Raw genomic sequence first — 25797 nt, 5'->3', positions numbered from 1 at the left:
GTGCTAATCGTAAGGTTTTCCGTTAGGTCTTAGGTGCGTACTACGATATTCTTCTCTAGTTTGCACATGATCTCTCTTCAAGTTTGAAAGGTTGTAGGAATATATGCCCTCTTCTTCTAAGTACGTGCTTTTCGCTTTACTGTTGAAACGCACATTGCTTTTAGAATAGTCACTCTCTACGTTTCCATTACGCTTCACCGAGTGGTCCTTATTACCTTCTGAATCATCAATGATACTAGGACCATTAGAGGCAAAGGCCATATCTACATTGTTAGGAATATCAGATTTTAAACTCACCTCGTTAGATAGCTCATCTGCAGATTCAGCGTCCATACTTGAGGCTAAGGCCTGTATGGTATTTTCAAACTTAGATTTTCGGTTTATTCTAAAAACAATGATCTTATCGGTTTGATAAAACATGACACTATAGCTCCCCAAAGGTAATTCTTGCAAAGAAATCTTTCCTTCGGTAACCGCGGGTTTGAAATAAAACGTTTTTTGAAAATTTTCGTTGAAAAAGTCAATTTTACTAAACAACTTATCGTTTTTGAGAACTAAAGAATCTCTTGAAACTGATAAATCCTGTTTTAGCCCTTCTGCCAAGGTGTTGACATTTTTCTCAAGTTCATTATAGGTCACCTCTCTCTGTGCAATGCCTTTGGCACTACAGCAACATAAAACAACAAGTAAGACTAGAAGTCGCATGGGGTTTAGGTTAAAAGGAGAACTATAAAACATGATTTGGGGGCATTTTAAAGTCTACTATACGCTAAAATACGAGTGTAATGCGTAGAAAACAAATATTTTAGCTTAAATCATGACTATCACCGATGAAGCAACAAAGCAGAACTATTACAAAACCCATTGATATTCAACATATAAGATGGCAATGCTCTTTTTAAAGTGAGGTCATACCTTTATAATGCTCTAAAACTCGATCTGGATAATCTGAAATAATACCATCAACCTTCCACTCTATCATTAGGTTAATATCTTCTGTAGCATTGACCGTCCAAGGAATTACCTTAAATCCCTGCTTCTGCAAGTCTGATACCTGAATTGCATCAATGAGTTCAAAATACGGACTTATGATCTCTGGTTTAAAGGACAATTCTTTAAGTTTTGATGTAATCGATTCATTTTCATCAACCAATAAAGCCGTTTTAATGCCGGTATTTTGATGGTGAATTGCTTCTAGGGCACGAAGGTCAAAAGATTGAAGCGTCGTTCTATTCACAATCGCTTTTTTTGAAATAAGAGCAATCACCAATCTTACATATTCTGAAACTTCTGGGGTATAAACCTTGTCGTATTCTTGTGAACTTTTAATTTCGATATTGTAATGGATCTGATGTTCTGAAGCGCTTTCAGCCATGTCGATGACTTCAGATAATAAGGGCTTCGCCACCTTTATTTTTTTCTGATCCAGAAATCGAGGATGTGGCTTACTTCCACAGTCGTATAATTTGATGCTATCATAAGGCATGCTGTACAAATTATATGACATTTCATCAGCTTCTGAAATCTTATTTCCGAAGAGATCTAGAGCAATCTCATGATTCATAAATGGTTCGTGAGACACAGCAATCTCCATATCCTTTGAGACCACAACATCAAGTTCTAAGGTTGTGACTCCAAGATCTATGGCTTTTTGAAAGGCTGGTATCGAGTTTTCGGGTAATAGGCCTCTGCAGCCGCGGTGTCCTTGAATATCCATATTATTGTTAGTGTTACATGCCATACAAAACAGAAGGCTTATCATGAGTAGACATTTCATGAATCTAGATGGTTAAAAGTGGTTGGCTTCCGGTACTTATGAAAAGGCTGCTTCAATAAATCTCCTATTTTTCCATTAGCCACTTCATCTGGAAATGTATCTACGCCATACACAATGGTCTCTCGGTCCAGGGACATGAATGTCCCAAAGAGCCGATCCCAAATAGAAAAGATATTTCCGTAGTTAGAATCTGTATAAGGCAAAACATAATGGTGGTGGACTTTGTGCATGTCTGGTGACACTAAAACATAACTCAGGGCTTGATCTAATTTTTTAGGCAATTTAATATTGGCATGCGTAAATTGAGTGGCAACTAAAGACAAAGATTGATATAAAAACACAATGGCAATTGGCGTACCAACTATAAAAACACCTGCTAATGTAAATGCAAACCGAATGATGCTCTCTAAAGGATGGTGACGGTTAGCGGTTGTAGTATCTACGTTATGATCGGTATGGTGCACCAAATGCACCATCCAAAGTGGTTTGACTTTATGCTCTACATAATGAGCCAAATAGGCCCCAAAGAAATCCAATAATAGAACGCCCAACAGCACATAGGCCCAAAGCGGTAAATTAGGAATCCAGTTAATAATTCCAAATTCGGAAGCCTTTACCCAATCCGCAGTTTTCACCAGTAAGAAGGCTAAAGAAAAGTTGACAACAATGGTGGTTAGGGTAAAAAAGATATTTGGTAAAGCATGTTGCCATTTCTTATAAGTAAAGTTGAATAATGGTAATGTGCCTTCCAATACCCAAAAAAAAGTAAGCCCTCCAACCAGAATGAGACTTCTGTGAAGCGATGGGATGGTTTCAAAGTAATTGATGAGCGTTTCCAAAGTATTTTTTTATAAATATAAGCAAAGTTGATGGCTTTCTTAAACACCACACCTCAATAGGTTATAAGCTAAAATACCTAATTTTGATTGATATTGACTATCATTTGTGCCTTTTGGATGTTAAGAGACCCTACCTTTTCTTTCCACTCGGCCATCCCCTCTTGATCATCTAATAATTGATAAGCCGCGTAGTATAAGAATGCTATCATAGAAACATTGGTCTCCTCAATTTCTGTCTCTTCAAGTCTATTCAATTTTCGAAGCACCTTTCTTGGCCGATTAGAAATTAGAAATGATTTCAGTTCCAATAAATCAGTACGCTGTGCTAAGATTGGCTCATTCTCAAGCGAATTATTAACGAGATAAACTCTGGCGTTTTTCAAATAAATTTTAGAGAGATTGAGTATATCATCTCTAACTGGCTGATTATTAAAAATAGCAAAATCCATATATCTAGATGCCAAAAAATAGGCACTGTAAAAATCTTTCTCTTTACTGTAGTTCGTGAGTTCCTGTTTTAAATATGAGGTGTTCAAAGCATATCTTTCAATAATATCATTAAGATAGAGATAGGACCCAAAATTTCCATTTTTATTGATAATGGTCCCGGCGGGATCCAAAATCTTCACAAAATCATCATTAAAGCGCTCAATATAACTTATGTTCCTCTTTCCTTTAATGTCTTTATATAACTCCAAATATTGATTTTCACTGACCACCACAGGCACAAAATACTCCCACAAAATGGTATTAATCGTTTCATTTCCAAAGAGATTATCAGAAGCAAAACTTTTACCGGTTTCATCTTTAAAAATTACAGGTAATGGATAGTACGTGGCTTCCTCCCACATCATAAACACCATCTTATTTTGAGTTAAGGCCAAGCGTTTGGCAATATCTAGACTTGTCATCCACTCTTGAGCCATTGAGCTCGAGAAGGGCATACAGATCAACAAAACTATTATAAGATATCTCTTCATTTTCTGTTGGGTTTATAAATTTATTCTACGCTTCATCTCTTCAACAATATTGTAAGCGGCAGGACAAATGGCCACATTCTTGATGGTTAGATTTGAAATCTGCTGAAACTTTTTTCTATCGGTATGTGGAAATTCTCTACATGCCTTTGGTCGCACCTCATAGATGGAGCAATAATTATCTGCTCCCAAAAAGGCACAAGGGACCTCCTGAAGCACATAATCCTTATCCTCATCAACTCTTAAATAAGTATCTATAAATTGTTGCGGTCTTAATTTAAAAAACTTCGCTATTCGTTCAATATCCTTATCGGTAAATAGAGGTCCGGTGGTTTTACAGCAATTGGCACATTCTAAACAATCGGTACGTTCAAATTCGGCTTCATGTAGTTCCTGCATGGTATAATCCAAATGCTTGGGTGGCTTCTTTTTTAGTTTTGCAAAAAAAGCTTTATTTTCCTTGTGCTTGTCTTTAGCAAGCTGCGGCAATTGTTCTAAATTAGGGTCGACACTCACAATCTATGTTTTGTTTTACAAAAATAACGAAAGAACAAGTACTTAAGAACGCGATATAAATCTGAAATTATTTTATTTTCGCTATCGCGGAAACGTAAGGCCTTAAAATTTCAAGGCATTAACAGCTCATATTCTCTTATGAAAGATCTTTTTGGAACTGCTTTGCTCGATTATTTCAACAATAATTATACCGAAGATTTGGTGACTTCTACCAATATTTCTGGCGAAGATGATTTGCCCTTACCTTATCTTTTCCGAAGTTATTCTGAAATGCCTAAACTCGAACAGCGAGCGCTCAATATGGCAAAAGGTGATGTACTAGATGTTGGTTGCGGTGCCGGAAGCCATAGCCTGTACCTACAAAACCAAGGCCTCTCAGTAAAAGCCATTGATATCTCAAAAGGTGCTGTTGAAGTTTCTAAACAACGTGGTGTAAAGCATGTGGAGCACAAAGACCTTTTAGAAGAAACTAAGACCTTTGACACCATACTACTGCTTATGAATGGTACGGGCATATTTCAAGAACTGTCTGAAGTCTCAAAATATCTCAAACATTTAAAATCGCTTTTAAAATCTCACGGTCAACTTTTGATTGATTCCTCAGATATTGAGTACATGTATGAGGATGATGACGGCGGACTCTGGATAGACACCAATGCTAATTATTATGGTGAGCTCGACTATTTTCTAAGTTATAAAGATCAAGAGGAAGACCCTATGAAATGGCTCTATCTTGATTTTGAAAAATTACAACTAGCCTGTGAAACCTTAGGATTAACCTGCGAGAAAGTAATGGATGGCGAGCATTTTGATTACTTGGCAAGAATCACTGTCAATAATTAAGCTATTTTACGTAAAGGCACAGATTGGTCCTGTCTCATCCTAATTAAGACTATTGCGGTTCACCTCCAACGTAAGTTCCTTGTACTTTGGTAGATGGCACTTGATGGATATCAACGGACATGATATCCTTATCTAAAATCACAAAATCAGCAAACTTACCAACCTCAATACTTCCTTTTTCCTGTTCTTCAAAATTGGAATAGGCTGCCCAGATCGTCATCCCTTTTAAAGCTTCTTCTCTACTTAAACTGTTGTCCTTTTGAAATCCATCTTTAGGAAATTGTTTTAAATCTTGTCGTGCCACGGCGGCATAAAAGGTTAAAAACGGATTGACCTGCTCCACAGGAAAATCGGTACCCAAGGCTACTTTTCCATAAACATCCAAAAGCTGTTTATAGGCATAAGCACTTTCAATTCGCTCTTCGCCCAAACGATCTTCGGCCCAATACATATCACTTGTAGCGTGTGTAGGCTGGATGGATGGCAACACATTTTTAAATAGCTCAAAATCATTTGGAGAAACCACTTGTGCGTGCTCAATACGCCAACGTCTATCTGTCTTGCCGTTTAGCACCTTCTCATAGGTCTTAAGCACTTGGTGGTTTGAAGAATCACCAATAGCATGTGTATTCATCTGAAACTCTGAATTGGCGATACGCTTAGCGCCTTCTTCTAATGTTTTTAGAGACATTACAGGAATGCCGTGCGCGTTTGGTTGATCAGTATACGGCTCTCTAAGCAATGCGCCACGAGAACCTAACGCTCCATCTGCGTAAAACTTAAAAGAACGCACGTTCAATCGGTCTGTTTTATAGGTGCCCTTGTTAAGGTAGTAATCTAAATTTGAGGCAATCCCTGGCACCATCATATACAATCTTATTTTTAGGTCTCCAGATTGCTGTAAACTATCGATAAGCTCAATAGTTTCTATCCATGGCGATGTAAAGATGTCTGGTCCCGCATCAGAAAGGGATGTGAGCCCATTATCAAAACATATGCTTTGCGCTTTTAGCAATGCATCTATAGTTTGTGCTTTACTCGGTTTTGGCCAATGGTCCATCACGAGCTGCTCAGCATTATCTACTAAAATACCGGTGAGCTTTCCATCTTTCACTTCAACCTCTCCGCCATCTATTTTAGTATCTACCGTGACATTTCCTAGATCAAGCGCAGCTTGATTGCAATAGGATGCATGACCATCAATTCTTGTTAAGGCAACGGGCGTATCGGGAAAAAGTTTATCCAAAAGGATCTTAGAGGGCATTGTTTTATCTTCCCAATCATTTTGATCCCAGCCACGGCCTTTGATCTCTGGTAAATTATGTTTATTCTGAAAATCCAACACACGTTTGATCATATCATCAAAGCTTGTGGTGCCCACTAGATTGACCTGTTGTTGCAGTTGGCCCAAGGTTAAAAAATGACAGTGTGCATCAATAAGTCCAGGCAAAATGGTTTGTCCGTTCGCATCAATAAGTGTATCTGCTTGGTATTTCTTTTTTAAGGCTTCGGAAGTTCCAATTTCTAGAAACTTTCCGTCTTTAACTGCGAAAGCTTCGGCCTTATCAAAAGTGTTGTTTACAGTATAAATATTAGCATTAAAGACAATGCTATCTACAGCAGGTTTTTCTTCGGTACAAGAAACCGTAAGCACCAATAAGAATAGGATGGTTAGTTTATTCATAATGTAAAAGTATGCAAAGCGACTCAAACTTCTAAATTTAGTTTTTTGTCACAACCCGAAACATCACACTATTGATCAAATAAGATCACGAACAATTAAAACTTAAAATTCAATTTTTAATCGGCTATATACTTCAGATATGTTCTAAAAATCAAATTGGTAAGTCGCTCCAGCTAGAAACTGAATGCCTTGAACAGGATAATTCAACCAACGGTTGTAATTTTTACCGGCTAAATTATTCCCTTTGATGTAAGCAGAGAGCCTATCGTTTATTTTGTAGCCTACATGAGCATTCGCATCAAAATAGCTATCTAAAGTAACCGTTTCAAAAGTAAAAGTTTGAGGAGTTACCAGGCCAGAACCTACAGTTAGTTGATCTTTACGCTCACCCATATAGAACACGGTTGCACCAGCAAACCAATGTTGGTCAATTTGATAATCAACAAATGCCGAGGCTTCAATATCAGGTAAGTTCCATGCTTCGGCTTCTACGTCAGAATTGTAAGTAAAATAATCAGCTTTTAGGCCCACCTTAAGATTGCGATTCAAATCCACATTTAGAGCACCACCAATAGAAAAGGTTTTTAAATCGTCATAAACCACACCAAAGGAGTTTCCAAATTGATAGGACTCTGGTGCTGTACTAAAACTTGGATTAGACTTAAAGAGGGCGCGGTTATTATCTGATTGATATTTACCGCTAATACTATAACTCATTGCATTAGATAGTTTCCCTTTAATACCTGCGGAAACGTTATAAGCTTGATCTGTAGGTGTTATATACAGGGTTGGTGACACAAATGGGTTGGCCTGAGCAAAATCGTAATAAGAATTCTGAATCAACTCGCCTTGAATTCCACCGAAAGCGATCATGACATCATCCACCAAACGATAACTCGCTGTAATATTGGGATAAATAAAGAATTTGCTATCACTAGCTTCGGTATCATTAAAATACACCAAATTAACACCTAGGTTTAAGGTTAAATCATCTTGAATAAACTGATAGGTTGGTGCTAGGCCTACATTAAAATTTCCGTAGTTAAGGGCCTCATCAATAATTATGGATCGATCAAAATTACCTCCAAGATAATCTATGGTAAGCTTGGTGTCAATTTCTTGACCATTTACAGGAACATCAAAACCACTCTTTAACAAGAATCGGTTCTCACCAGAATCTTGATTGTCTCCAAAACGTCGATAAAGCACGCTAGCTTTCTTAAATATAGCATCTTCAAAATTGATATTACCGCCAATATTAGCCGTGTAAAACGAATGATCTACGTCAAATGTTTCTACGTCTTGATCTGGTAAACCATACCAATTATAAGCTTGGAGTTGAAACCCACCTTCTACCTTCCAGTTGAAATCACGTTCATTTTTGATGTAATGGGCATTGAGGCCTGTTTCAGAAAAATTATTATCAAAATTAACATCTTCAATTTCGCCTTGAGAAGAGTGGTGGCTAAAATAACCACCTACACGCTCATCTCTGCTTAATTCATGATTGAGATAGACCTCTCCTAAAACGGTGGTATAAGATCCTACGCCCAAAGACGCGTAATTATCATATAATTTAACTGGCTTCTCTTTATTAACCGTAGCCGCTCGTCCTTTAGCGGGTGCAAACGTAGATGCTACTGGGATAGAAAAGATATTGTATTTAATCTCCTTTTTTTGAAGATTTGTAGAATCGTTTAAGTTAGGTGTTTCTTTGATTTTAAAGGCATCGGCAATAGTAGGCGTATACGCTTTTACAACGTTTACAACGTCTGTACCAATAGTGTCCTTATCCCGTTCTTGGGCCATAATTGCGCTAGCGCTTAAGGTAAACACAGTGATGAGTATATAATTGAATATTTTTTGCATGTACGTTTAATTCTAAGTTTTAAATTTTAAAATTACAATCTTAAAGGCCAGTAATAATAGGGTCAAATCCATCGTCTAATGGATCACATTCACTAAAATTCTGCTCTTCAAGAACAGGGTTATTGGTAAACAAACAAAACGTTCCTGACTTTAAAAACGTCTGCTCATTTTCTACTATAATTTTATACTTATAGGTTCCATCAGGATATGGCAGGGATTGATTTTGAGCTTCTATAGGAAAAAGTTCTCCATCAGTTCCATATGCGGCATTCTCAAAAATCAAATTATCTTCAAAATCAAAAATCGAGACGGTATGATTATCGTATAATTCGATATTTTCGATACCCAGATAATCCTGATAGCCATCACCATTCGGAGTAAATAAATTATCAACAGCGATCTCCCCGGCAGATTGATCTAAATTATCTACATTAGGACCATAAACAGGGTCTGGAGAACAACAGTCTTCGAACACATCTTGAACTTCATCTAATTGATCACGATCATCGTCGCCACAAGAGCTCAGGGTTATAAAACAGAAGATAATTCCTAAATATTTTATTTGCTTTAGCATTGATTTTAATCCTTTATAATTCTATTGAGTGCTAAGAGGTCTTGACTTGCGCTTAATCTTCGGTTTGTATCGATGCGTTGGTTTTGGCCTCTTCTGCTTTAATTGTGTTGAGTTCTTGCTGAGCTTCTTCCACCACATCTATGAAATCAGGGAAATTAGAAATCACACTTTCTAAAATATAAGTGGCCTGAAAGGCATCATTAAGCGCATAAAAGTTTTTCGCCATAATAACGAGCCCTTTGGCGCTGAACAATTTGTAACTGCTGTAATCTTTAGCCAATTTTTGCACAACGGTATTTGATGGCTCATACTGTCCTGCCTGATTTTTAAAATAAGCGTCATAATATAAAGCCTCTGCAGCCAGAGAACCCGTTGCTATTTTTTGAACTTTGGCATAAGCCTCTTTTGCCTTAGACTCATCTCCAGTTTTTATAGCAGATCGTGCGATAATGATGTGCGCATCACTTTCCACTTTTTTATCTATTTTAGAATTTTGGAGTGTCTTTTCAGCATAACGTTCTGCTTCTTTATAATTCTGCTTCTGATAATAAGCATTCATTAAATTAGATTGGGCATAAACCTTGTTCTGAGGGTAATCTGCCTCTACTTCTAAACGTTTGAGTAATGGAATGGACGCTTCCCAATCAGAATTATTCAAATAAATTTCAGAGAGCTTAACCAATGATTGTTCTGTAAATTCTCCCTTTTGTTTATCTACGACAAATTCATAGTGCGGCTTAGCATTTTCTGGCAACTGCTTTTTAGCATACAGCTCAGCCAAATAGAAGTGCGATTTCAAGGCATGAATCCCATTAGGAAACGTCGCTAAATATTTATTGAATTGTTTAATTGCAGCATCTGTATTGGTCTCTAAATATTGCTTTTCGGCTGCGAGATAGGCGGTATTATCCAACTCCACATCAGTAACCTCCATATAGTCTAATGTTCTTACCCAAGTTGCATAATCATCTACACGACCTAAATCAATATAAATAAGACGAGCAGTCGCCACGGCCTGTGAAGCCTCTTCTGTATTGGGAAAATCACCAGCTACTTTTTTAAACTTAGTTAAGGCACGCTCATTATCGTTTTTACTGTAATACGCTAACCCTTGTCTCAATAAAGCTTTAGGCACAAAAATGCTGGTGTTATATTCTGAGGCCAGTTGGTCATACATCGCCATGGCCTTCTCAGATTGGTTTGATTTAACGTAAGAGTTTGCTAATTCATACATCGCATCATCACGTAAAGCCGACTTTGGAAAATTATTGATAAATGCATTGAGCTCTTTCATTTTTGTATCACCTTGCCCAATATAGCCGTAGCTCATGGCTTTTTGAAATGTGGGATAATCGGTCTCTACCTCACCCAACGCTATCGCCTTTTTATAGGCAGCAATGGCATCGTCATAATTACTAGATACAAAATAGCCATCCCCTAATCTTAAGTAAGCATCATTAAGACGGAGCTTACCAGCTTTAGATTGATCTATAAAAGTCTTAAAGTGCTCTGTGGCCTTACCGTAGTTTTTCAGTTTAAAATAGGTATAGCCTAAATTATAGTGGATGTTGCTATATTCTTCTAATTTAGAAATCTCACTTTGTTGTAAAAATTGCTTGTATCCTATAAGGGCTTCATCAAAATCACTTAAGATGTAATCTGTTTCTGCATTCCAAAAAATAGCCTTCGCTGTAAATCTTGGCGTTTTACCTTCTTTAATCGATTTCTCAAACAAATCTCTTGCCTCTTGGTAAGCATTTTCATTATAAAGTTCTACGCCTCTGTAAAATGCAACCTTTTGATAGGCTACCCTATTCTCAAAACTACTCTTGCCGTCCAATAGTTTAAGGGCCTCTTTGTAGTTTTTAGAGGTAATGTAAGAATCAATTAATAAGGTCTCCACCTCATTTTGATAAGAAGACTTAGAATACTTCTCTAGGTAACTTGTCAAAACTTGCGGCACAGATTGATACGGGTTTCCAATTTCGTAACTGATCTTCGCATAATTTAACCATGCATCTTCTTGGATCTTCAGGTCAAAATCCATTTGAGAAGCATTTCGGAAGGCATTAAGCGCTTCTTGTTTTTTATCTAAGTTGATATAACTCTCGCCCAAGTGGTAATACGCATTTTGGGCTACACTATTATCACCACCAATAATTTTATTGAATTCGGAAACGGCTTTTTCAAAATCATTTTGTTTGTAATAAGCATAACCCAGCTGATAATAGTCGGTGTTGTTCCATTTCCCTTTTTTACCCTTGTACGCTTTCAAATAAGGAATGGCCTCATTATAATTTTCTAAGTTGAAATAACTTTCTCCAATAATCTTAGATAACTCTGAAGTTTCTTGTGCATTACTTTTAGGCAATTGCGCTTTTGCTAATTTGATAGCTTCTTCAAATTTTCCTAATTTAAAATTGAGGTCTGCCTGATAATACGAGAGCTTTTCTTTGTATTTTTCTTGGTCACTTACTTGATCAAAATAAGTATTGGCGGTATCATAATCATCACCTTCATAGGCCATGAAACCAATATAGTATTTGGCCTGAGAGCCATATTCTTTAGAGGTCAATACTCTATTGAGATGCTTTTGTGCTCCGGCTTCATCCTTAGTTTCGTATAAACTGTAACCATAGTTAAAGTTAAATTTATCACGCTCTGATCTAGCAACACTATTTTCATCTACCTTATCATACCACTTTCTGGCATAGGCATATTTGCCGTTAGAGAAATAGTAATTAGCCACATCTAAAAAAGCAGAATTTCGTTTGGTACTTGTTGGATACTCTTCTACAAACTCCTCGATAAGTTGGTCTGCATTGGGCTGGTTCAAACGCACCGCACAGTTAGCGATGTAATATGCACAATCTGATTCTAAAGTTTCGGCGGGCGCATCTTCTTTAAGTGTTTCAAAACGGGATTGCGCGGCTTGGTATTGCTTATTATTATAAAGCGTGAGCGCTTTTTGATAGTCAACCAAGTCATTGGTATATGTCGCCGATTGTTGGGCTTCGCCGAAAAAATTCAGCATAAAGAAACACCATACAATGAGGATTTGTTTACTAGCCATTAAGAGGAATATTTAATTGGAGCCAAAGATAATTTATCTCTAAGCATAACGAAAAAATTAGGAATTAATTATGAGGTCAATTATTGAAGTTTCCGCAAAAACCTACATCCCAGTTCTTATGGCTTCTACAGGGTCTAATTTTGATGCAGAAATTGCAGGAATAACGCCCGAAATAAGGCCTATGCCTGAAGAAAGCGCAAAGCCTAAAAAGATATTGAAAAAGGATAGCACAAAGGTAAAATCCTCTACCAACGCGTTAGCAGCCAAAGACACAAACCAAACCAATAACACGCCAACAATGCCTCCCAATACTGCTAAAATAACAGCCTCAAACAAGAATTGAAACAAGATGAATTTATTCTTGGCACCCAGAGATTTTTGAATCCCAATAAGCGCAGTACGTTCCTTTACACTAACAAACATAATATTCGCTATACCAAATCCGCCGACCAAAAGCGAAAATCCGCTGATGACCCAGCCTATTCCATTTAGCGTTGAGATAATGCCGTCAATGGCATCTTGCAATCCAGAAATGATGCTTATAAAAAAAGAATCCATATCATCTGGCTTTAATCCTCGTTGATTTCTCATCAACTGCGTTACCTCTGCCTTGAGCTCATCTACATCGGCATCTTCGGCAGGTTTAATGATGACAATGTTATTCATATTCTTATTATTGTCCCCAAAGCGATTTCTAACATAATTGGCTGGTAAAAACACAGATATGTCGTTACTATCACCAAATAACCCTGAGCCCTCTTTTTTAACCACGCCAATCACCGAAAATTTCTGACCATATAATCGCACTTTTTTACCTAGCGGATTTAAAGCCCCGAACAATTGATTGGCAATTTCAGAGCCAATTACCACTACCGGTTTGCCTGAAACCGACTCTGATTCATTATAAAATCGACCTTCGGAAAATTTAAGCGCTTGGATATCTTCAAATTCCTGACTAACCACCACCGTATTCACGCTGTTGACTGATTTAGACTCAAAAGTGATGTTTTCACGTCTGGCAAAAATTTGAAATGCCACATGCTCTACATCATTGAGATTAGACTTGAGGTATTTGTATTCATTATAAGAGACTTCAGGAAATTGTAAGCGTTTCCAGCGTGGCACCTCTGTAGGTCCAAAAGAAAACTTGGCCAAGTACATCGTATTTGAATCTAAGCCGCTCAGTTGCCCCTTGATGCTTTTATCTAAGGAATCAACAGCGGCCAAAACCGCAATAATTGAAAAAATCCCGATGGTAATGCCTAAAAGCGATAAAAACGTACGCAACTTATTAGTGCGTAACGCATTGATTGCAAACGAAAAGCTTTCAGAAAATAACCGTAGATAAACAAGCATGGAAATTTTTAAGATTTAACAGAATAAAGATAGGACGTTTTCAACACTTTATTGTTACAAAAAAAGACAAATAAACTGCATTTCATGCTCCCTCAAACTCTATGATAATATGTATTTTTGCAATTCACTAAAGCACACAACTACAAAACAACACCATGAGCAACAACAAAACTATTAAATCTGCATTAATTTCGGTATTCAGTAAAGATGGACTTGAACCAACTGTCAAGGCCCTTCACGATCAAAACGTCACCATATATTCCACCGGTGGCACCGAGAAATTTATTAAAGACTTAGGAATTGATGTTGTTGCTGTAGAAGATATCACATCTTATCCTTCTATCTTAGGAGGTCGTGTTAAAACCTTACACCCAAAAGTTTTTGGCGGTATTTTAAACCGAGGCAACAATGCAAGTGACGCGAAAGAATTGGAGGAGTTTGACATTCCACAAATTGATTTGGTCATTGTAGACTTATACCCGTTTGAAAAAACGGTAGCATCTGGTGCATCCAATCAAGATATTATTGAAAAAATTGATATTGGAGGTATTTCTCTTATTAGAGCAGCCGCTAAAAATTATGCCGATGTAGTTTGTGTGTCATCAGTTGAAGACTACAGCGCGTTTTTAGAATTGCTTACCAGTAAAAACGGTGAAACTTCAGAAGAAGATCGCAAGCAATTTGCTGCAAAATCGTTCAATGTGTCTTCTCATTATGATGCTGCAATATTCAATTATTTTAATGCCAACCATGAGATCGCTTCACTAAAAATAAGTGAACATAATGGTAAGACCTTGCGCTATGGTGAAAACCCTCACCAAAAAGGATTCTTCTTCGGAAATTTTGATGAGATCTTCACCAAACTTCACGGTAAAGAACTTAGCTACAATAACTTGTTAGATGTAGATGCTGCTGTTAACCTCATCAATGAATTTAAAGGCGAAGATCCAACTTTTGCTATCTTAAAACACAATAACGCCTGTGGCTTCGCCCAACGTACAACCATACACCAAGCTTATGTAGACGCTTTAGCAGGTGATCCTGTATCTGCCTTTGGGGGTATTCTTATTGCGAATACCGAAATTGATGAAGCTACCGCTACTGAAATTCATAGCTTGTTTTGCGAGGTGGTGATTGCCCCTAAATTTTCAGAAGCAGCTTTAGAGGTTTTAAAAGGAAAGAAAAACAGAATTCTTTTAATATTGAAAGACACGCCGCTGGCAGAAACAACGGTAAGAACTTGTCTAAACGGTATCCTCGTTCAGGACAAAGATCATAAAACAGATCGTGTAGAGGATTTAACTTATGCTACGACTGGAAAACCGAGCGAGCGAGAATTAGAAGACCTGCTTTTTGCCTCTAAAATTTGCAAGCATACCAAATCAAACACGATTGTTTTGGCAAAAAATAAACAATTATGCGCTAGTGGCACAGGGCAAACCAGCCGAGTAGATGCTTTGAACCAAGCCATCCATAAAGCAGAATCTTTTAAATTTGATTTAAAAGGAGCTGTTATGGCGAGTGATGCCTTTTTTCCGTTTCCTGATTGTGTTGAAATCGCTAAAAATGCGGGAATTTCTTCTGTTATTCAACCAGGAGGCTCTATCAAAGATCAATTAAGTATTGACTATTGTAATGCTAACAATGTGTCTATGGTGATGACCGGTACACGTCATTTCAAACACTAAAAGACTAAAAGCACAAATAGAGATTGAATTGCTTCTTATTTTACAAGAATTAACGCAAAATTTTGAATTTAAAACATCCAAATTCGAGATGTAAACGTTTAAGTCTTGAGCGCTAATTGATGTGGTTTTTTATATTTCTGTTTTAGAAATTTTAATCCTATTATTAAATTAGAGTTTAAATAATAATTCAATAAATATTTATTTAGTTTTACTACATTTACAACTAGCCAAATAACAACCTCACAATACTCGCATAACATATGGGATTTTTTGATTTCTTAACTGAAGAAATAGCCATAGATTTAGGAACAGCAAATACACTTATTATTCATAATGACAAGGTGGTCGTTGATAGTCCATCTATAGTTGCAAGAGATAGAATTTCAGGTAAAATTATAGCCGTCGGGAAGGAGGCAAACATGATGCAGGGTAAAACCCACGAAAACATCAAAACCATCCGCCCTTTAAAAGATGGTGTTATTGCAGACTTTGATGCTTCTGAGCAAATGATCAGTATGTTTATCAAGAATATTCCTGCTTTAAAAAAGAAATTATTTACCCCTGCATTACGAATGGTTGTTTGTATTCCTTCAGGAATTACAGAGGTTGAAATGCGCGCAGTAAAAGAATCTTGTGAGCGTGTTAATGGCAAAGAGGTTTACTTGATACATGAGCCAATGGCTGCGGCAATTGGTATTGGTATTGACATTATGCAACCAAAGGGAAACATGATTGTTGATATAGGTGGTGGTACTACTGAAATTGCAGTAATTGCCTTAGGAGGTATTGTCTGCGACAAGTCTGTAAAAGTTGCTGGAGACGTCTTTACCAATGATATTATTTACTACATGCGTACCCAACATAATTTGTATGTAGGAGATCGCACTGCTGAAAAAATAAAAATTCAAATTGGTGCTGCTACCGAAGATTTAGATCTTCCTCCAGAAGATATGAGTGTTCAAGGGCGTGACCTTTTAACAGGTAAGCCAAAACAAGTACAAATCTCCTACCGTGAGATTGCCAAGGCCTTAGATAAATCTATTTTAAGAATTGAGGACTCTGTGATGGAAACCCTATCCCAGACGCCCCCAGAACTTGCTGCCGATATCTATAATACAGGTATTTATCTTGCAGGTGGAGGGTCTATGCTAAGAGGTCTTGATAAGCGTTTATCCCAAAAAACTGATCTCCCGGTCTATATTGCCGAAGATCCATTAAGAGCCGTAGTTAGAGGTACTGGTATTACACTTAAAAACCTTCCTAAATTTAAGAGTGTATTGATTAAATAAACTCAAGAAAGAAGACCCGCATAAAACATGCAACAAATCATCAATTTTGTAATTAGAAACAAAGTATTCCTTCTGTTTCTGCTGTTGTTTGGGATTTCTCTAGGTTTGACAATCCAGTCACACTCCTATCATAAAAGCAAATTTATTAACTCCGCTAACTTTTTAACTGGCGGTGTTTATGAAAGTGCAGATGACATTACAGGCTATTTTAATCTAAGAGAACAAAATGACATCTTAGTTGAAGAAAACAGTCGGTTACGCCAGCAACTTTATAACAATAACGATTCTCTAGAAGAGAACACCGCCTTTTTAGACAGCACCTCTTATAGTGGCGTATATGAGTTTAGAAGCGCCCGTGTCATCAACAACAACTATAGTAATACCAAAAATTATTTGACTATAAATGTTGGCAAAAACGATAGCGTTACCGAAGATCTTGGGGTGATTACCTCAAAAGGCATTGTGGGAATTATTGACAATACCTCCAAAAACTATGCGCGAGTACTGTCTGTTCTCAATACCAAAAGCAAGATCAATGCCCAACTAAAATCAACCGATCATATTGGTTCCCTGACTTGGAACGGTAAGTCGCCACAAGTGGTTCAAATGATTGACGTTTCAAAATTTGCACCTGTAAAACAAGGAGATACCATTACTACAGGCGGACAATCTGCCATTTTTCCAAAAGGAATTCCCATAGGAAAAATTGATAGTTTTGTTTTAGATCCTGGAGGAGACACCTACACAATTACCGTAAGTCTTTTTAACGACATGACGAGTCTAGCACATGCGTATGTGATTAAGAACATAGACGCTGCGGAAATTAGACAACTTGAAAACCCGATAGATGAATAGCCTAAATCTCAATAGCATCTTCAGGTTTGTTGTGTTGATCTTAGCACAGGCCATCGTATTTAATCACGTTAACTTTATGGGAAGCGTGAATCCCTATCCTTACGTGCTGTTTATTCTTCTCTATCCTGTTAAAAACGATAGAACACTTTTTGTGTTCTTAAGCTTTATGTTAGGTCTTATGGTTGATCTGTTTTCAGATTCTGGAGGTGTACATGCAGCCGCAAGTGTTGCCATGGCTTTTATTAGGCCGCCCATGCTTAAATTTTCCTTCGGAACCGTTTACGAATATCAAAATATAAAGTTCAGCAATACTGATCTTAGTAACCGATTAGTCTACTTTTCGGCCCTTATAATCGTACATCATTTCCTGATGTTTTTCTTAGAAATATTTAACGTTTCTGATATAATTTTAATTCTCCAAAAAACGTTATTCTCAAGTATTTTTACTATCATACTTTGTGTATTGATTTCAATACTATTTAGTAGCAAACAACGATGAGAAAACTTTTACTCTTAATTACCGTTCTTACTGTAGGCATCGTGTTTATAGCAAGATTGTTCTACCTTCAGGTCTATATAGAGCCAGTAAACAGTCTTTACGAGGATAATGCCATTAGAAAGGTTTATGACTATCCTAAGCGAGGGTATGTCTATGACAGAAACGGAGAGCTGTTAGTCGCCAATCAGCCCTCTTACGATGTCATGGTGATACCGCAAGAAGTACAACCTTTAGATACCTTAGAATTCTGCAGATTATTAAAAATCACAAAAGCCGATTTTAAACGTATCTATGAACGAGCTTACCACTACTCTCCATGGTTGCCCTCTCCTTTTGTACCTCAACTTTCTAAAAAAGATTATGCGGCGCTTCAAGAAAAAATGCGAAAATTCGAAGGATTTTACATCCAAAAGCGTTCGCTTAGAGATTACCAGACCTCTATTGGCGCCAACGTGCTTGGTGATTTAGGGGAGGTCAATCAACGTACCATCCAAGAGCAACCTTATTATAACTTAGGTGACCTCATAGGCAAACAAGGTGTTGAAACGTCTTATGAGACCATCTTACGCGGTGTTAAAGGCGTCAAATTTATTCAAAAAGACCGTTTTAATAAGAACATTGGCCCTTATAAAGAAGGCATTTATGATACGTTACCCCAGCCAGGAAAGGACATTACCATTACTATTGATGCCAAGTTGCAAGAATATGGTGAGTTACTCATGACTAATAAAAGAGGCGGAATCATTGCTATAGATCCGAGCTCAGGAGAGATTTTAGCCATGGTCTCTGGGCCTAGTTATGATCCTAACTTATTAGTGGGTAGAAGCCGTTCTAAAAACTACACCAAATTACATTTTGACACCATTGCCAAACCGTTATATGATAGAACTTTATTAGCGCAGTATCCTCCAGGATCACCATTTAAAGTCATGAATGCTCTTATTGGGTTACAAGAAGGTGTTGTAGACACAGAGGAGCGTTTTGTTTGCAGACAAGGTTATTATTATAATGGCAGACGCCTTACAGGTTGTCACCATCACCCAAGTCCGGTTAACATGAATGCCGGTATTGCCCAATCATGTAATGCGTACTTTGTAAACGTCTACCGAAGAATCATTGATAAATATGATGACGCCGGTAAAGGCATGAACGTATGGAGCGACCATGCCAAGAGTTTTGGACTTGGTAATTATTTAGGCTATGATTTAAAGATTGGTAGAAAGGGTCGTATTCCCGACGGTGATTATTATGACCGTGCTTACGGTGATAATCGGTGGGGCTCCACCTACATTGTATCTAATGCCATTGGGCAGGGTGAAGTTGAAACAACACCTATTCAACTAGCAAATATGGCGGCGGCCATAGGTAATAGAGGTTATTTTTATACGCCACATATCATAAAATCCATAGAGGGAGACACTATTGATAGTAAATATACTAAACCGAGATATACCACTATAGAGAAACGTCATTTTGAACCTGTTGTTCAAGGCATGTTTGATGTTTACAATAAAGGAACCGCTACATTTCTACAAATTCCAGGAATAGACATTTGCGGAAAAACAGGAACGGCAGAGAACTTTGTTAAAATTGATAGCGTAAAAACACAATTGACAGATCATTCTATTTTTGTGGCCTTTGCCCCTAAAGATAATCCAAAAATAGCCATTGCCGTTTTTGTTGAAAACGGTTATTGGGGCAGTCGATTTGCCGGGCGTATGGCGAGTTTAATGATTGAAAAATACATCAAGGGCTACATCACCAGAACCGATATGGAAGATTGGATTTTAACCCACAGTCTAGAAAATGAGTACGCCAAACCTTACTCTGGTCAACCGTTTAACATTAATGGTCAAACCCAATTACAGGTGGTCCCTAATGTTAAAAGCAACCTTGACCCGAATACATCCATACCTTTAGGTTCAAATACCCCAGATAGCTAATTATGCTAAGAGAAACAGATAGAGGATTTCGATTTGATTGGCTGACCATTATTTTATTCTTATTGCTCGTTGGCTTTGGGTATGTTAACATATTGTCGGCTTCGCACGTTGGAGAGGTTACGAGTTACTTTGACCTCAATCAACTCTATGGCAAACACCTCATGTTTATAGGTCTCACGGTTATTTTGATTGTTTTAATTCTATCTGTAGAAGCTAAATTTTATGAACGCTTTGCCAGTATTATCTACATCGTAGCCATGTTGTCTTTAGTGGGGCTATTTATCTTTGGAAAAGATGTGAACGGCGCCCGCTCTTGGTATGGCATAGGCAGCATGACCATTCAACCTAGCGAGTTTGCCAAATTTGCTACGGCCTTGGCTGTAGCTAAATATATGAGCGATCTACAGACCAATATGTCCACCATGAAAGATCAGCTTAAAGCCGTGGGTCTTATCATACTACCTGCCGCATTGATTTTACTTCAAAATGATGCTGGCTCAACATTGGTTTACGCCGCCTTCTTTTTTGTATTCTACAGAGAAGGCCTTCAGCAAATCTATTTGAGCATTGCGATATCTATAATTATTTTAGCTATTGTAGCGTTAAAATTTGGAATTTTAGTGACCGCCGCAATGGCCTTTATTGTACTCTTTTGCATCTACTTATATAGAAGAAAAAAAAGACAAGCATTATTACACAGCATTTTGCTCCTCATCGTTTCCGTCAGTTTTGCTTATAGTGTAAAATTATTTTACGAAAATGGACTTAAACCTCATCAACAAAACCGAATTAGCCTATGGTTGCGTTTAGAGAAAGATCCGTTGAAATTAGAGCTAATGAAAAAGGAAGAGGCTTATAACCTCATTCAATCTGAAAAGGCCATCAGCTCCGGTGGATTTTCTGGCAAAGGGTTTTTAGAAGGCACACGAACCACTGGAAAGTTTGTACCAGAACAGCACACCGATTATATATTTAGTACCGTTGGAGAAGAATGGGGCTTTTTAGGTAGCGCCTTGGTAGTGGTATTATTTATGACCTTGATTATAAGAGTCCTTTTTCTTGCTGAAAGTCAAAAATCGCAATTTAGCCGAGTGTATGGCTACGCCGTGGCTTCTATATTATTTATACATTTTACGATCAATACTGGAATGGTCATGGGATTAATCCCAACGGTTGGTATCCCTCTTCCCTTTTTTAGTTATGGCGGCTCAGGACTCTGGGGCTTTACCATTTTACTGTTTATTTTTGTAAAGTTGGATAGCAATAAGATTAATGAGTGGTAACTTTTAAATCAATAGGAATGCTTTGTTACTTGAAATAGAGATCAAGTTTGAGAAGCAACACCTCTCAAACTTGATTTTTCCATCTATTTTAAACTATTTAAACTAGCCTGTAATGTTTCAATCTTAGCCTTTGCATCGGCTTCCTTTTTACGCTCTGCTTCTACCACTTGATCTGGTGCGTTATTGACAAAACGTTCATTTTTGAGTTTTCCTTGAACCGATTTTAAAAATCCTTGGGTATATTTTAATTCTTCAGATAGCTTCTCTATTTCAGCCTCAACATCAATGGCTCCAGAAATGGGTATAAAATATTCATTAGACATTACCCTGAAGGTTAAAGCGCCATCAACAGGCTCTGAAACTACAGTCAAATTTGATATGTTACCTAGTTTAGAAATTACCGAATTGTACTTATCATCGAGGTTTTCATTGTTTAACACCATCAATTCAATGGCATCCTTAAACGCAATATTCTTTTCTTTTCTAACGGTCCTAATTCCTGAAACAATAGCTTTAACTGTTTCAAAATCTGAAATAAGTGCCGCATCAAAAGTCGTTAGTTTTGGATATTGAGAAACAATCAATGCATTTTCAGGGGTACGCTCTTTGATAAAATGCCAAATTTCTTCAGTTAAGAACGGCATGAACGGATGCAATATCTTTAAGTTGTTCTCAAAGATGGCAATGATACTTTCAAATGATTTTTTATCAATAGGTTGTTGATAAGCGGGCTTGATCATTTCTAACAACCACGAACAGAAATCATCCCAAACCAATTTATAAGCGGTCATCAGCACATCTGAGAGTCGGTATTTACTATAATGATCTTCAATTTCGGCTAAGGCGCTTTGAAACTTATGCTCATACCATTCTAGAGCAATTTGAGACGATTCTGGTTGCTCAATATCAGCAACTTCCCAACCCTGAACAAGTCTGAAAGCATTCCATATTTTATTGGCAAAACCTTTACCTTGATTACATAAATCTTCATCAAACATCAGGTCATTACCTGCTGCCGAACTTAATAATAGACCAACTCGCACACCATCTGCACCATAATTCTCAATTAATTCTAAGGCGTCTGGCGAATTCCCTAGTGATTTGGACATTTTTCGACGTTGCTTGTCGCGAACCAACCCGGTTAAATAGACATTCTCAAACGGTTTTTCGTCTCTGTACTCGTAACCAGCTACAATCATACGTGCTACCCAGAAAAATAAAATATCTGGCCCAGTCACTAAATCATTGGTAGGGTAATAATAGTTGATTTCTTCATTGTCTGGATGTCTTATACCATCAAAAACACTCATTGGCCAAAGCCATGATGAGAACCAAGTATCTAGGGCATCTTTATCTTGGGTCAAATCTTCAGCAGTCAAAAGCCTATTTTGATTCCCTATTTTCGCTGATTGTTTTTGGTTGGCCAATGTCACTGCTTCCTCGATAGTTTCAGCTACCACAACATCATCTTTACCATCACCATAATAATAAGCCGGGATTTGTTGCCCCCAGAGTAACTGTCTGGAGATGTTCCAATCGCGAATATTTTCCATCCAATGTCTATAGGTGTTATTAAATCGTTTTGGAAATAATTTCACCTCTTCATCTTCTAAAACAGCCTTAATAGCAGGTTCTGCGAGTTCCTTCATTTTAAGAAACCACTGATCAGACAATCTTGGCTCAATAACTGCCTTTGTACGTTCTGAGGTTCCCACCTTATGGGTGATGTCTTCAGTTTTAACCAAAATAGACATCTCCTCTAATTCTTTGGCAATTGCCATGCGGGCTGCAACTCTATCTTTTCCTTCATGATGCATTCCGAAGCTATTTAAAGTGGCATCATCATTTAGAATATCAATAACCTCCAAATTATGGCGATCTCCGATTTCTTTATCATTAACATCGTGAGCTGGTGTAATTTTTAAACAGCCAGTACCAAACTCAATATCCACATAATCATCTTGAATAATTGGTACAACTCTATTACAAATAGGTACAATAACATGTTTTCCTTTGAGATGTGCATAACGCTCATCTTCGGGATTTACGCAAATAGCAGTATCCCCCAGAATGGTTTCTGGCCGTGTTGTTGCTATAGTAACATAACCATCATCATCCTGAATTTTATACTTTACATAGTATAATTTATCCGTACGCTCCACGTGGATCACCTCTTCATCAGATAATGTGGTCTTAGCCTCAGGGTCCCAGTTTACCATACGGAAACCTCTATAAATAAGTCCTTTATTGTATAGATCTATAAATACTTTGATAACGGCTTCGCTCATGTCATCATCCATCGTAAACTTAGTGCGCTCCCAGTCACAAGAACAGCCCAATTTTTTAAGCTGCTCTAAAATCACGCCACCGTATTCTTCGGTCCAATCCCAAGCATGTTTTAAAAATTCTTCTCGAGACAAATCGTTTTTATCGATACCTTCTGCTCTTAGTTTTGCTACAACTTTTGCTTCTGTAGCAATGGACGCATGATCTGTACCTGGTACCCAACACGCATTTTTTCCTTGTAAACGCGCCCGACGTATTAACACATCTTGTATGGTATTATTGAGCATATGCCCCATATGCAGAACACCTGTGACATTTGGCGGTGGGATTACAATGGTATAAGGCTCTCTTTCATCTGGTTCAGAATGAAAGAAATTATGCTCCATCCAGTAGTCATACCATTTGTTTTCTACTGTTGATGCTGAATATTTTGAAGGAATTTCCATGCTTTGGTAAGGTTATTGCTATATTGTACAAAAGTACTTATAATTCTTTTTTACTGAAATTATAGACTAACATTATATCGCAGATATCATTATTGATGTTAATGTTAACCCATATATCTAAATAATTTTGGAAAATCGCAAAAAGTAAGTAATTTTGATAATCAATTTAAATCTAGAATGATGAAAAAATTAGCCCTAATTTTATGTGTAGCGCTCTTTAGTTTAAGTACTTACGCACAAGAAAAAGTTGCAAAAATTGAATTTAAAACCGATGTCATTGACTACGGAACAATTGAAAAAGGAGCAGATGGCGTTCGAGTTTTCGAATTTACAAATACTGGCAATGCGCCTTTAATTATATCTAATGTGAAATCAACTTGCGGATGTACCGTGCCTCAAAAGCCAAAAGATCCGATTATGCCTGGAAAAACTGGCGAGATTTCTGTAAAGTATGACACAAATCGTGTTAATCCTATAAGAAAGACAATTACGGTAACATCAAATGCTGAAACTCCAACCGTTGCTTTAAAAATTAAAGGTTTGGTAGTAGATTCAAACAAAACCAGCGTTCTTGAAAAAAAGGATAAAAGTGTTATGGAACAATAGTCGTTCTAAAGCACATCTATATAAAACTCCCTATTATGGGAGTTTTTTTTGTTTAAAAGGGTCTTCTAATTTGAATTGAATTTTCAAGAACGTCTGCTCTCTTTCGATGTTCAAATTAATGGTCTTTCCAATGTCTCTTTGAAAATATTCCATGGCTTCTTGCAAAGACATGGTGTGCGTAGACTTTCCATTAATAGCCAAGACGATATCATTGACAATTAAACCCGCTCGTTCTGCAGGTGATCCTGATCGTAACTCAACAATTTTATAAGCTGGCTCTAACTTAAAACGATATGATTCTGAAGTTGACACCGTAAGATTATCATCATTTTTCCTTCCGTAACTGTCAAAAGTCTGCTTTTCATACTTCTCTCTCACAACGCGCATTCCTCTTTGCTCCAAAACAATCCCACTACGATCATACCGGAACTCAGACTTAAAATTGCCATTTTTCCTTAATGTAATTTTAGCATTGGGATAATCCATAACGACATGGAATCGTTTTAAAATTTCTGCAGAAAGACTGCCACTACGTTCCTCAAATTTTCTAGCAAAACTAATTGACGTCGAATCTGGAAAAGCAGCGTTTACATTCTCTAGTCGAAAGCCACCCAAGCTAAACGCATCAACCTTTGAGCGCTTACCGTAGACATTACCACTAAGGCCTCTTCCCAGAAAATCATCAAACTGTAGTGTTTTAACAGGCATTAACCCTAAGCTGTCGTTTTCAAATAACCACAGAGCATCTGTACTGCCAGAATCTATTAGCAACTTTACCGATTGTGTTTTTCCTTCAATTTCAACTTGACCATCAATATAAGGCTTATCGTTATAAAAGGTCAAATTAAAGGTTTCACATCTTCTGCAGTTACGATACGTATACAACTCTGGCTTGTGCAGTTTTAAAAATTTTGATTTGTAGTTAATCTCTACAATAAAATTTTTAAAAAGATCAAAACCAATAATACCGTGAACAGGGACTCCCAATCTGGGTGTAAAATTGATACCTTGATCAAAAATCACAAAAATATCTTGGTTGACATTAACAGCATCTCCAATTTTAAAGAAATTGTTCCTAGATTTTAATGCTCTTACTGACTCACCTCCCCCGAGACCTCGTAAGAACATTGTCTCTACTTCATTTATTTGAAGAGAGTCGGTATTGGTAATGTTAAAAAGAATAGGTTTACTCACACCAGAATCTAAGATAAAAGATAACTCTACGCCATTGAGTGAGACTGGCAAAACAATCAAGTTATTGATAAGCTCAAACCTTATCTTATCGGAATCTTTTCTTGGAAGATTAAAGTCCTTTTGAGAGAAACAATGTGTCATCCCAAAAATGAGCAAGAAAAAGGAAATACAGTATGTTGTAGTGAGTTTCAAAAGCGTCT

Annotated in this window: 20 protein-coding genes; 8 read left to right on the top strand and 12 right to left on the bottom strand. The window is 37.3% G+C overall.

Annotated features, from left to right (window positions below; translation table 11 throughout):
- Positions 1–3 precede the first annotated feature (3 nt).
- From P176_RS0113605 to P176_RS0113585, 5 genes are all read right to left on the bottom strand, one after another.
- The gene (locus P176_RS0113605; RefSeq protein ID WP_156033089.1) at positions 4–705 is read right to left on the bottom strand and encodes a hypothetical protein; all 702 of its coding nucleotides are present in this window, start codon (positions 703–705) and stop codon (positions 4–6) included.
- A 193-nt stretch (positions 706–898) separates the two neighbouring features.
- Complete coding sequence (locus tag P176_RS0113600; RefSeq protein WP_051605499.1) at positions 899–1741, bottom strand: glycerophosphodiester phosphodiesterase family protein; 843 nt, start codon at positions 1739–1741, stop codon at positions 899–901.
- A 32-nt stretch (positions 1742–1773) separates the two neighbouring features.
- Positions 1774–2616, bottom strand: a complete 843-nt coding sequence (locus tag P176_RS0113595; protein ID WP_026755219.1) for a sterol desaturase family protein — start codon at positions 2614–2616, stop codon at positions 1774–1776.
- Between the two features lie 77 nt (positions 2617–2693).
- Complete coding sequence (locus P176_RS0113590; protein WP_156033088.1) at positions 2694–3596, bottom strand: hypothetical protein; 903 nt, start codon at positions 3594–3596, stop codon at positions 2694–2696.
- Between the two features lie 12 nt (positions 3597–3608).
- Positions 3609–4109: a YkgJ family cysteine cluster protein gene (locus tag P176_RS0113585; protein ID WP_026755217.1), complete on the bottom strand. Its 501-nt coding sequence runs from the start codon at positions 4107–4109 to the stop codon at positions 3609–3611.
- A gap of 138 nt (positions 4110–4247) precedes the next feature.
- Here P176_RS0113585 and P176_RS0113580 point away from each other — a divergent pair, with 138 nt between their 5' ends.
- Positions 4248–4952: a bifunctional 2-polyprenyl-6-hydroxyphenol methylase/3-demethylubiquinol 3-O-methyltransferase UbiG gene (locus P176_RS0113580; RefSeq protein WP_026755216.1), complete on the top strand. Its 705-nt coding sequence runs from the start codon at positions 4248–4250 to the stop codon at positions 4950–4952.
- A gap of 49 nt (positions 4953–5001) precedes the next feature.
- Here P176_RS0113580 and P176_RS0113575 read toward each other — a convergent pair whose 3' ends face one another.
- From P176_RS0113575 to P176_RS0113555, 5 genes are all read right to left on the bottom strand, one after another.
- Positions 5002–6636, bottom strand: a complete 1635-nt coding sequence (locus tag P176_RS0113575) for an amidohydrolase (protein ID WP_026755215.1) — start codon at positions 6634–6636, stop codon at positions 5002–5004.
- Positions 6637–6780: 144 nt separating this feature from the next.
- The gene (locus P176_RS0113570) at positions 6781–8505 is read right to left on the bottom strand and encodes a TonB-dependent receptor (RefSeq protein ID WP_026755214.1); all 1725 of its coding nucleotides are present in this window, start codon (positions 8503–8505) and stop codon (positions 6781–6783) included.
- Positions 8506–8545: 40 nt separating this feature from the next.
- Positions 8546–9079, bottom strand: a complete 534-nt coding sequence (locus P176_RS0113565) for a gliding motility-associated C-terminal domain-containing protein (RefSeq protein WP_026755213.1) — start codon at positions 9077–9079, stop codon at positions 8546–8548.
- A 52-nt stretch (positions 9080–9131) separates the two neighbouring features.
- Entirely contained in the window at positions 9132–12152 is a 3021-nt protein-coding gene (locus P176_RS0113560) for a tetratricopeptide repeat protein (RefSeq protein WP_037348946.1), read from the bottom strand.
- A 102-nt stretch (positions 12153–12254) separates the two neighbouring features.
- Positions 12255–13508, bottom strand: coding sequence for an ABC transporter permease (locus tag P176_RS0113555; RefSeq protein ID WP_026755211.1), 1254 nt, complete (start codon positions 13506–13508; stop codon positions 12255–12257).
- A 155-nt stretch (positions 13509–13663) separates the two neighbouring features.
- Here P176_RS0113555 and purH point away from each other — a divergent pair, with 155 nt between their 5' ends.
- From purH to rodA, 6 genes are all read left to right on the top strand, one after another.
- Positions 13664–15196, top strand: coding sequence for a bifunctional phosphoribosylaminoimidazolecarboxamide formyltransferase/IMP cyclohydrolase (gene purH, locus P176_RS0113550; protein WP_026755210.1), 1533 nt, complete (start codon positions 13664–13666; stop codon positions 15194–15196).
- Positions 15197–15456: 260 nt separating this feature from the next.
- Positions 15457–16485, top strand: a complete 1029-nt coding sequence (locus tag P176_RS0113545) for a rod shape-determining protein (RefSeq protein WP_026755209.1) — start codon at positions 15457–15459, stop codon at positions 16483–16485.
- A gap of 27 nt (positions 16486–16512) precedes the next feature.
- A complete protein-coding gene (mreC, locus tag P176_RS0113540; RefSeq protein ID WP_026755208.1) occupies positions 16513–17340 on the top strand; it encodes a rod shape-determining protein MreC in 828 nt (275 codons plus the stop codon).
- Positions 17333–17839 (top strand): hypothetical protein, encoded by a 507-nt coding sequence (locus P176_RS0113535; protein WP_026755207.1) that lies wholly within the window; start codon positions 17333–17335, stop codon positions 17837–17839. Before mreC ends, P176_RS0113535 begins: the two co-directional genes overlap by 8 nt.
- Positions 17836–19782: a penicillin-binding protein 2 gene (gene mrdA, locus P176_RS19495; RefSeq protein WP_051605498.1), complete on the top strand. Its 1947-nt coding sequence runs from the start codon at positions 17836–17838 to the stop codon at positions 19780–19782. Before P176_RS0113535 ends, mrdA begins: the two co-directional genes overlap by 4 nt.
- Positions 19783–19784: 2 nt before the next feature.
- Positions 19785–21065 carry a rod shape-determining protein RodA gene (gene rodA / locus P176_RS0113525; RefSeq protein ID WP_026755206.1) on the top strand — a complete coding sequence of 427 codons (1281 nt, stop codon included), beginning with the start codon at positions 19785–19787 and terminating at the stop codon, positions 21063–21065.
- Positions 21066–21148: 83 nt separating this feature from the next.
- Here rodA and P176_RS0113520 read toward each other — a convergent pair whose 3' ends face one another.
- Positions 21149–23797, bottom strand: coding sequence for a valine--tRNA ligase (locus P176_RS0113520; RefSeq protein WP_026755205.1), 2649 nt, complete (start codon positions 23795–23797; stop codon positions 21149–21151).
- Between the two features lie 180 nt (positions 23798–23977).
- On the opposite strand from P176_RS0113520, the gene P176_RS0113515 reads away from it, so the two are divergent.
- Positions 23978–24403, top strand: a complete 426-nt coding sequence (locus P176_RS0113515; RefSeq protein ID WP_026755204.1) for a DUF1573 domain-containing protein — start codon at positions 23978–23980, stop codon at positions 24401–24403.
- Positions 24404–24436: 33 nt separating this feature from the next.
- Here P176_RS0113515 and P176_RS0113510 read toward each other — a convergent pair whose 3' ends face one another.
- Positions 24437–25738 (bottom strand): aspartyl protease family protein, encoded by a 1302-nt coding sequence (locus P176_RS0113510; protein ID WP_051605497.1) that lies wholly within the window; start codon positions 25736–25738, stop codon positions 24437–24439.
- Between the last annotated feature and the right edge of the window lie 59 nt (positions 25739–25797).

It is taken from the genome of Sediminibacter sp. Hel_I_10 (assembly GCF_000688335.1).
Taxonomy (GTDB): Bacteria; Bacteroidota; Bacteroidia; order Flavobacteriales; family Flavobacteriaceae; genus Psychroserpens.
This window is presented reverse-complemented; position numbering and strand designations above follow the sequence as displayed.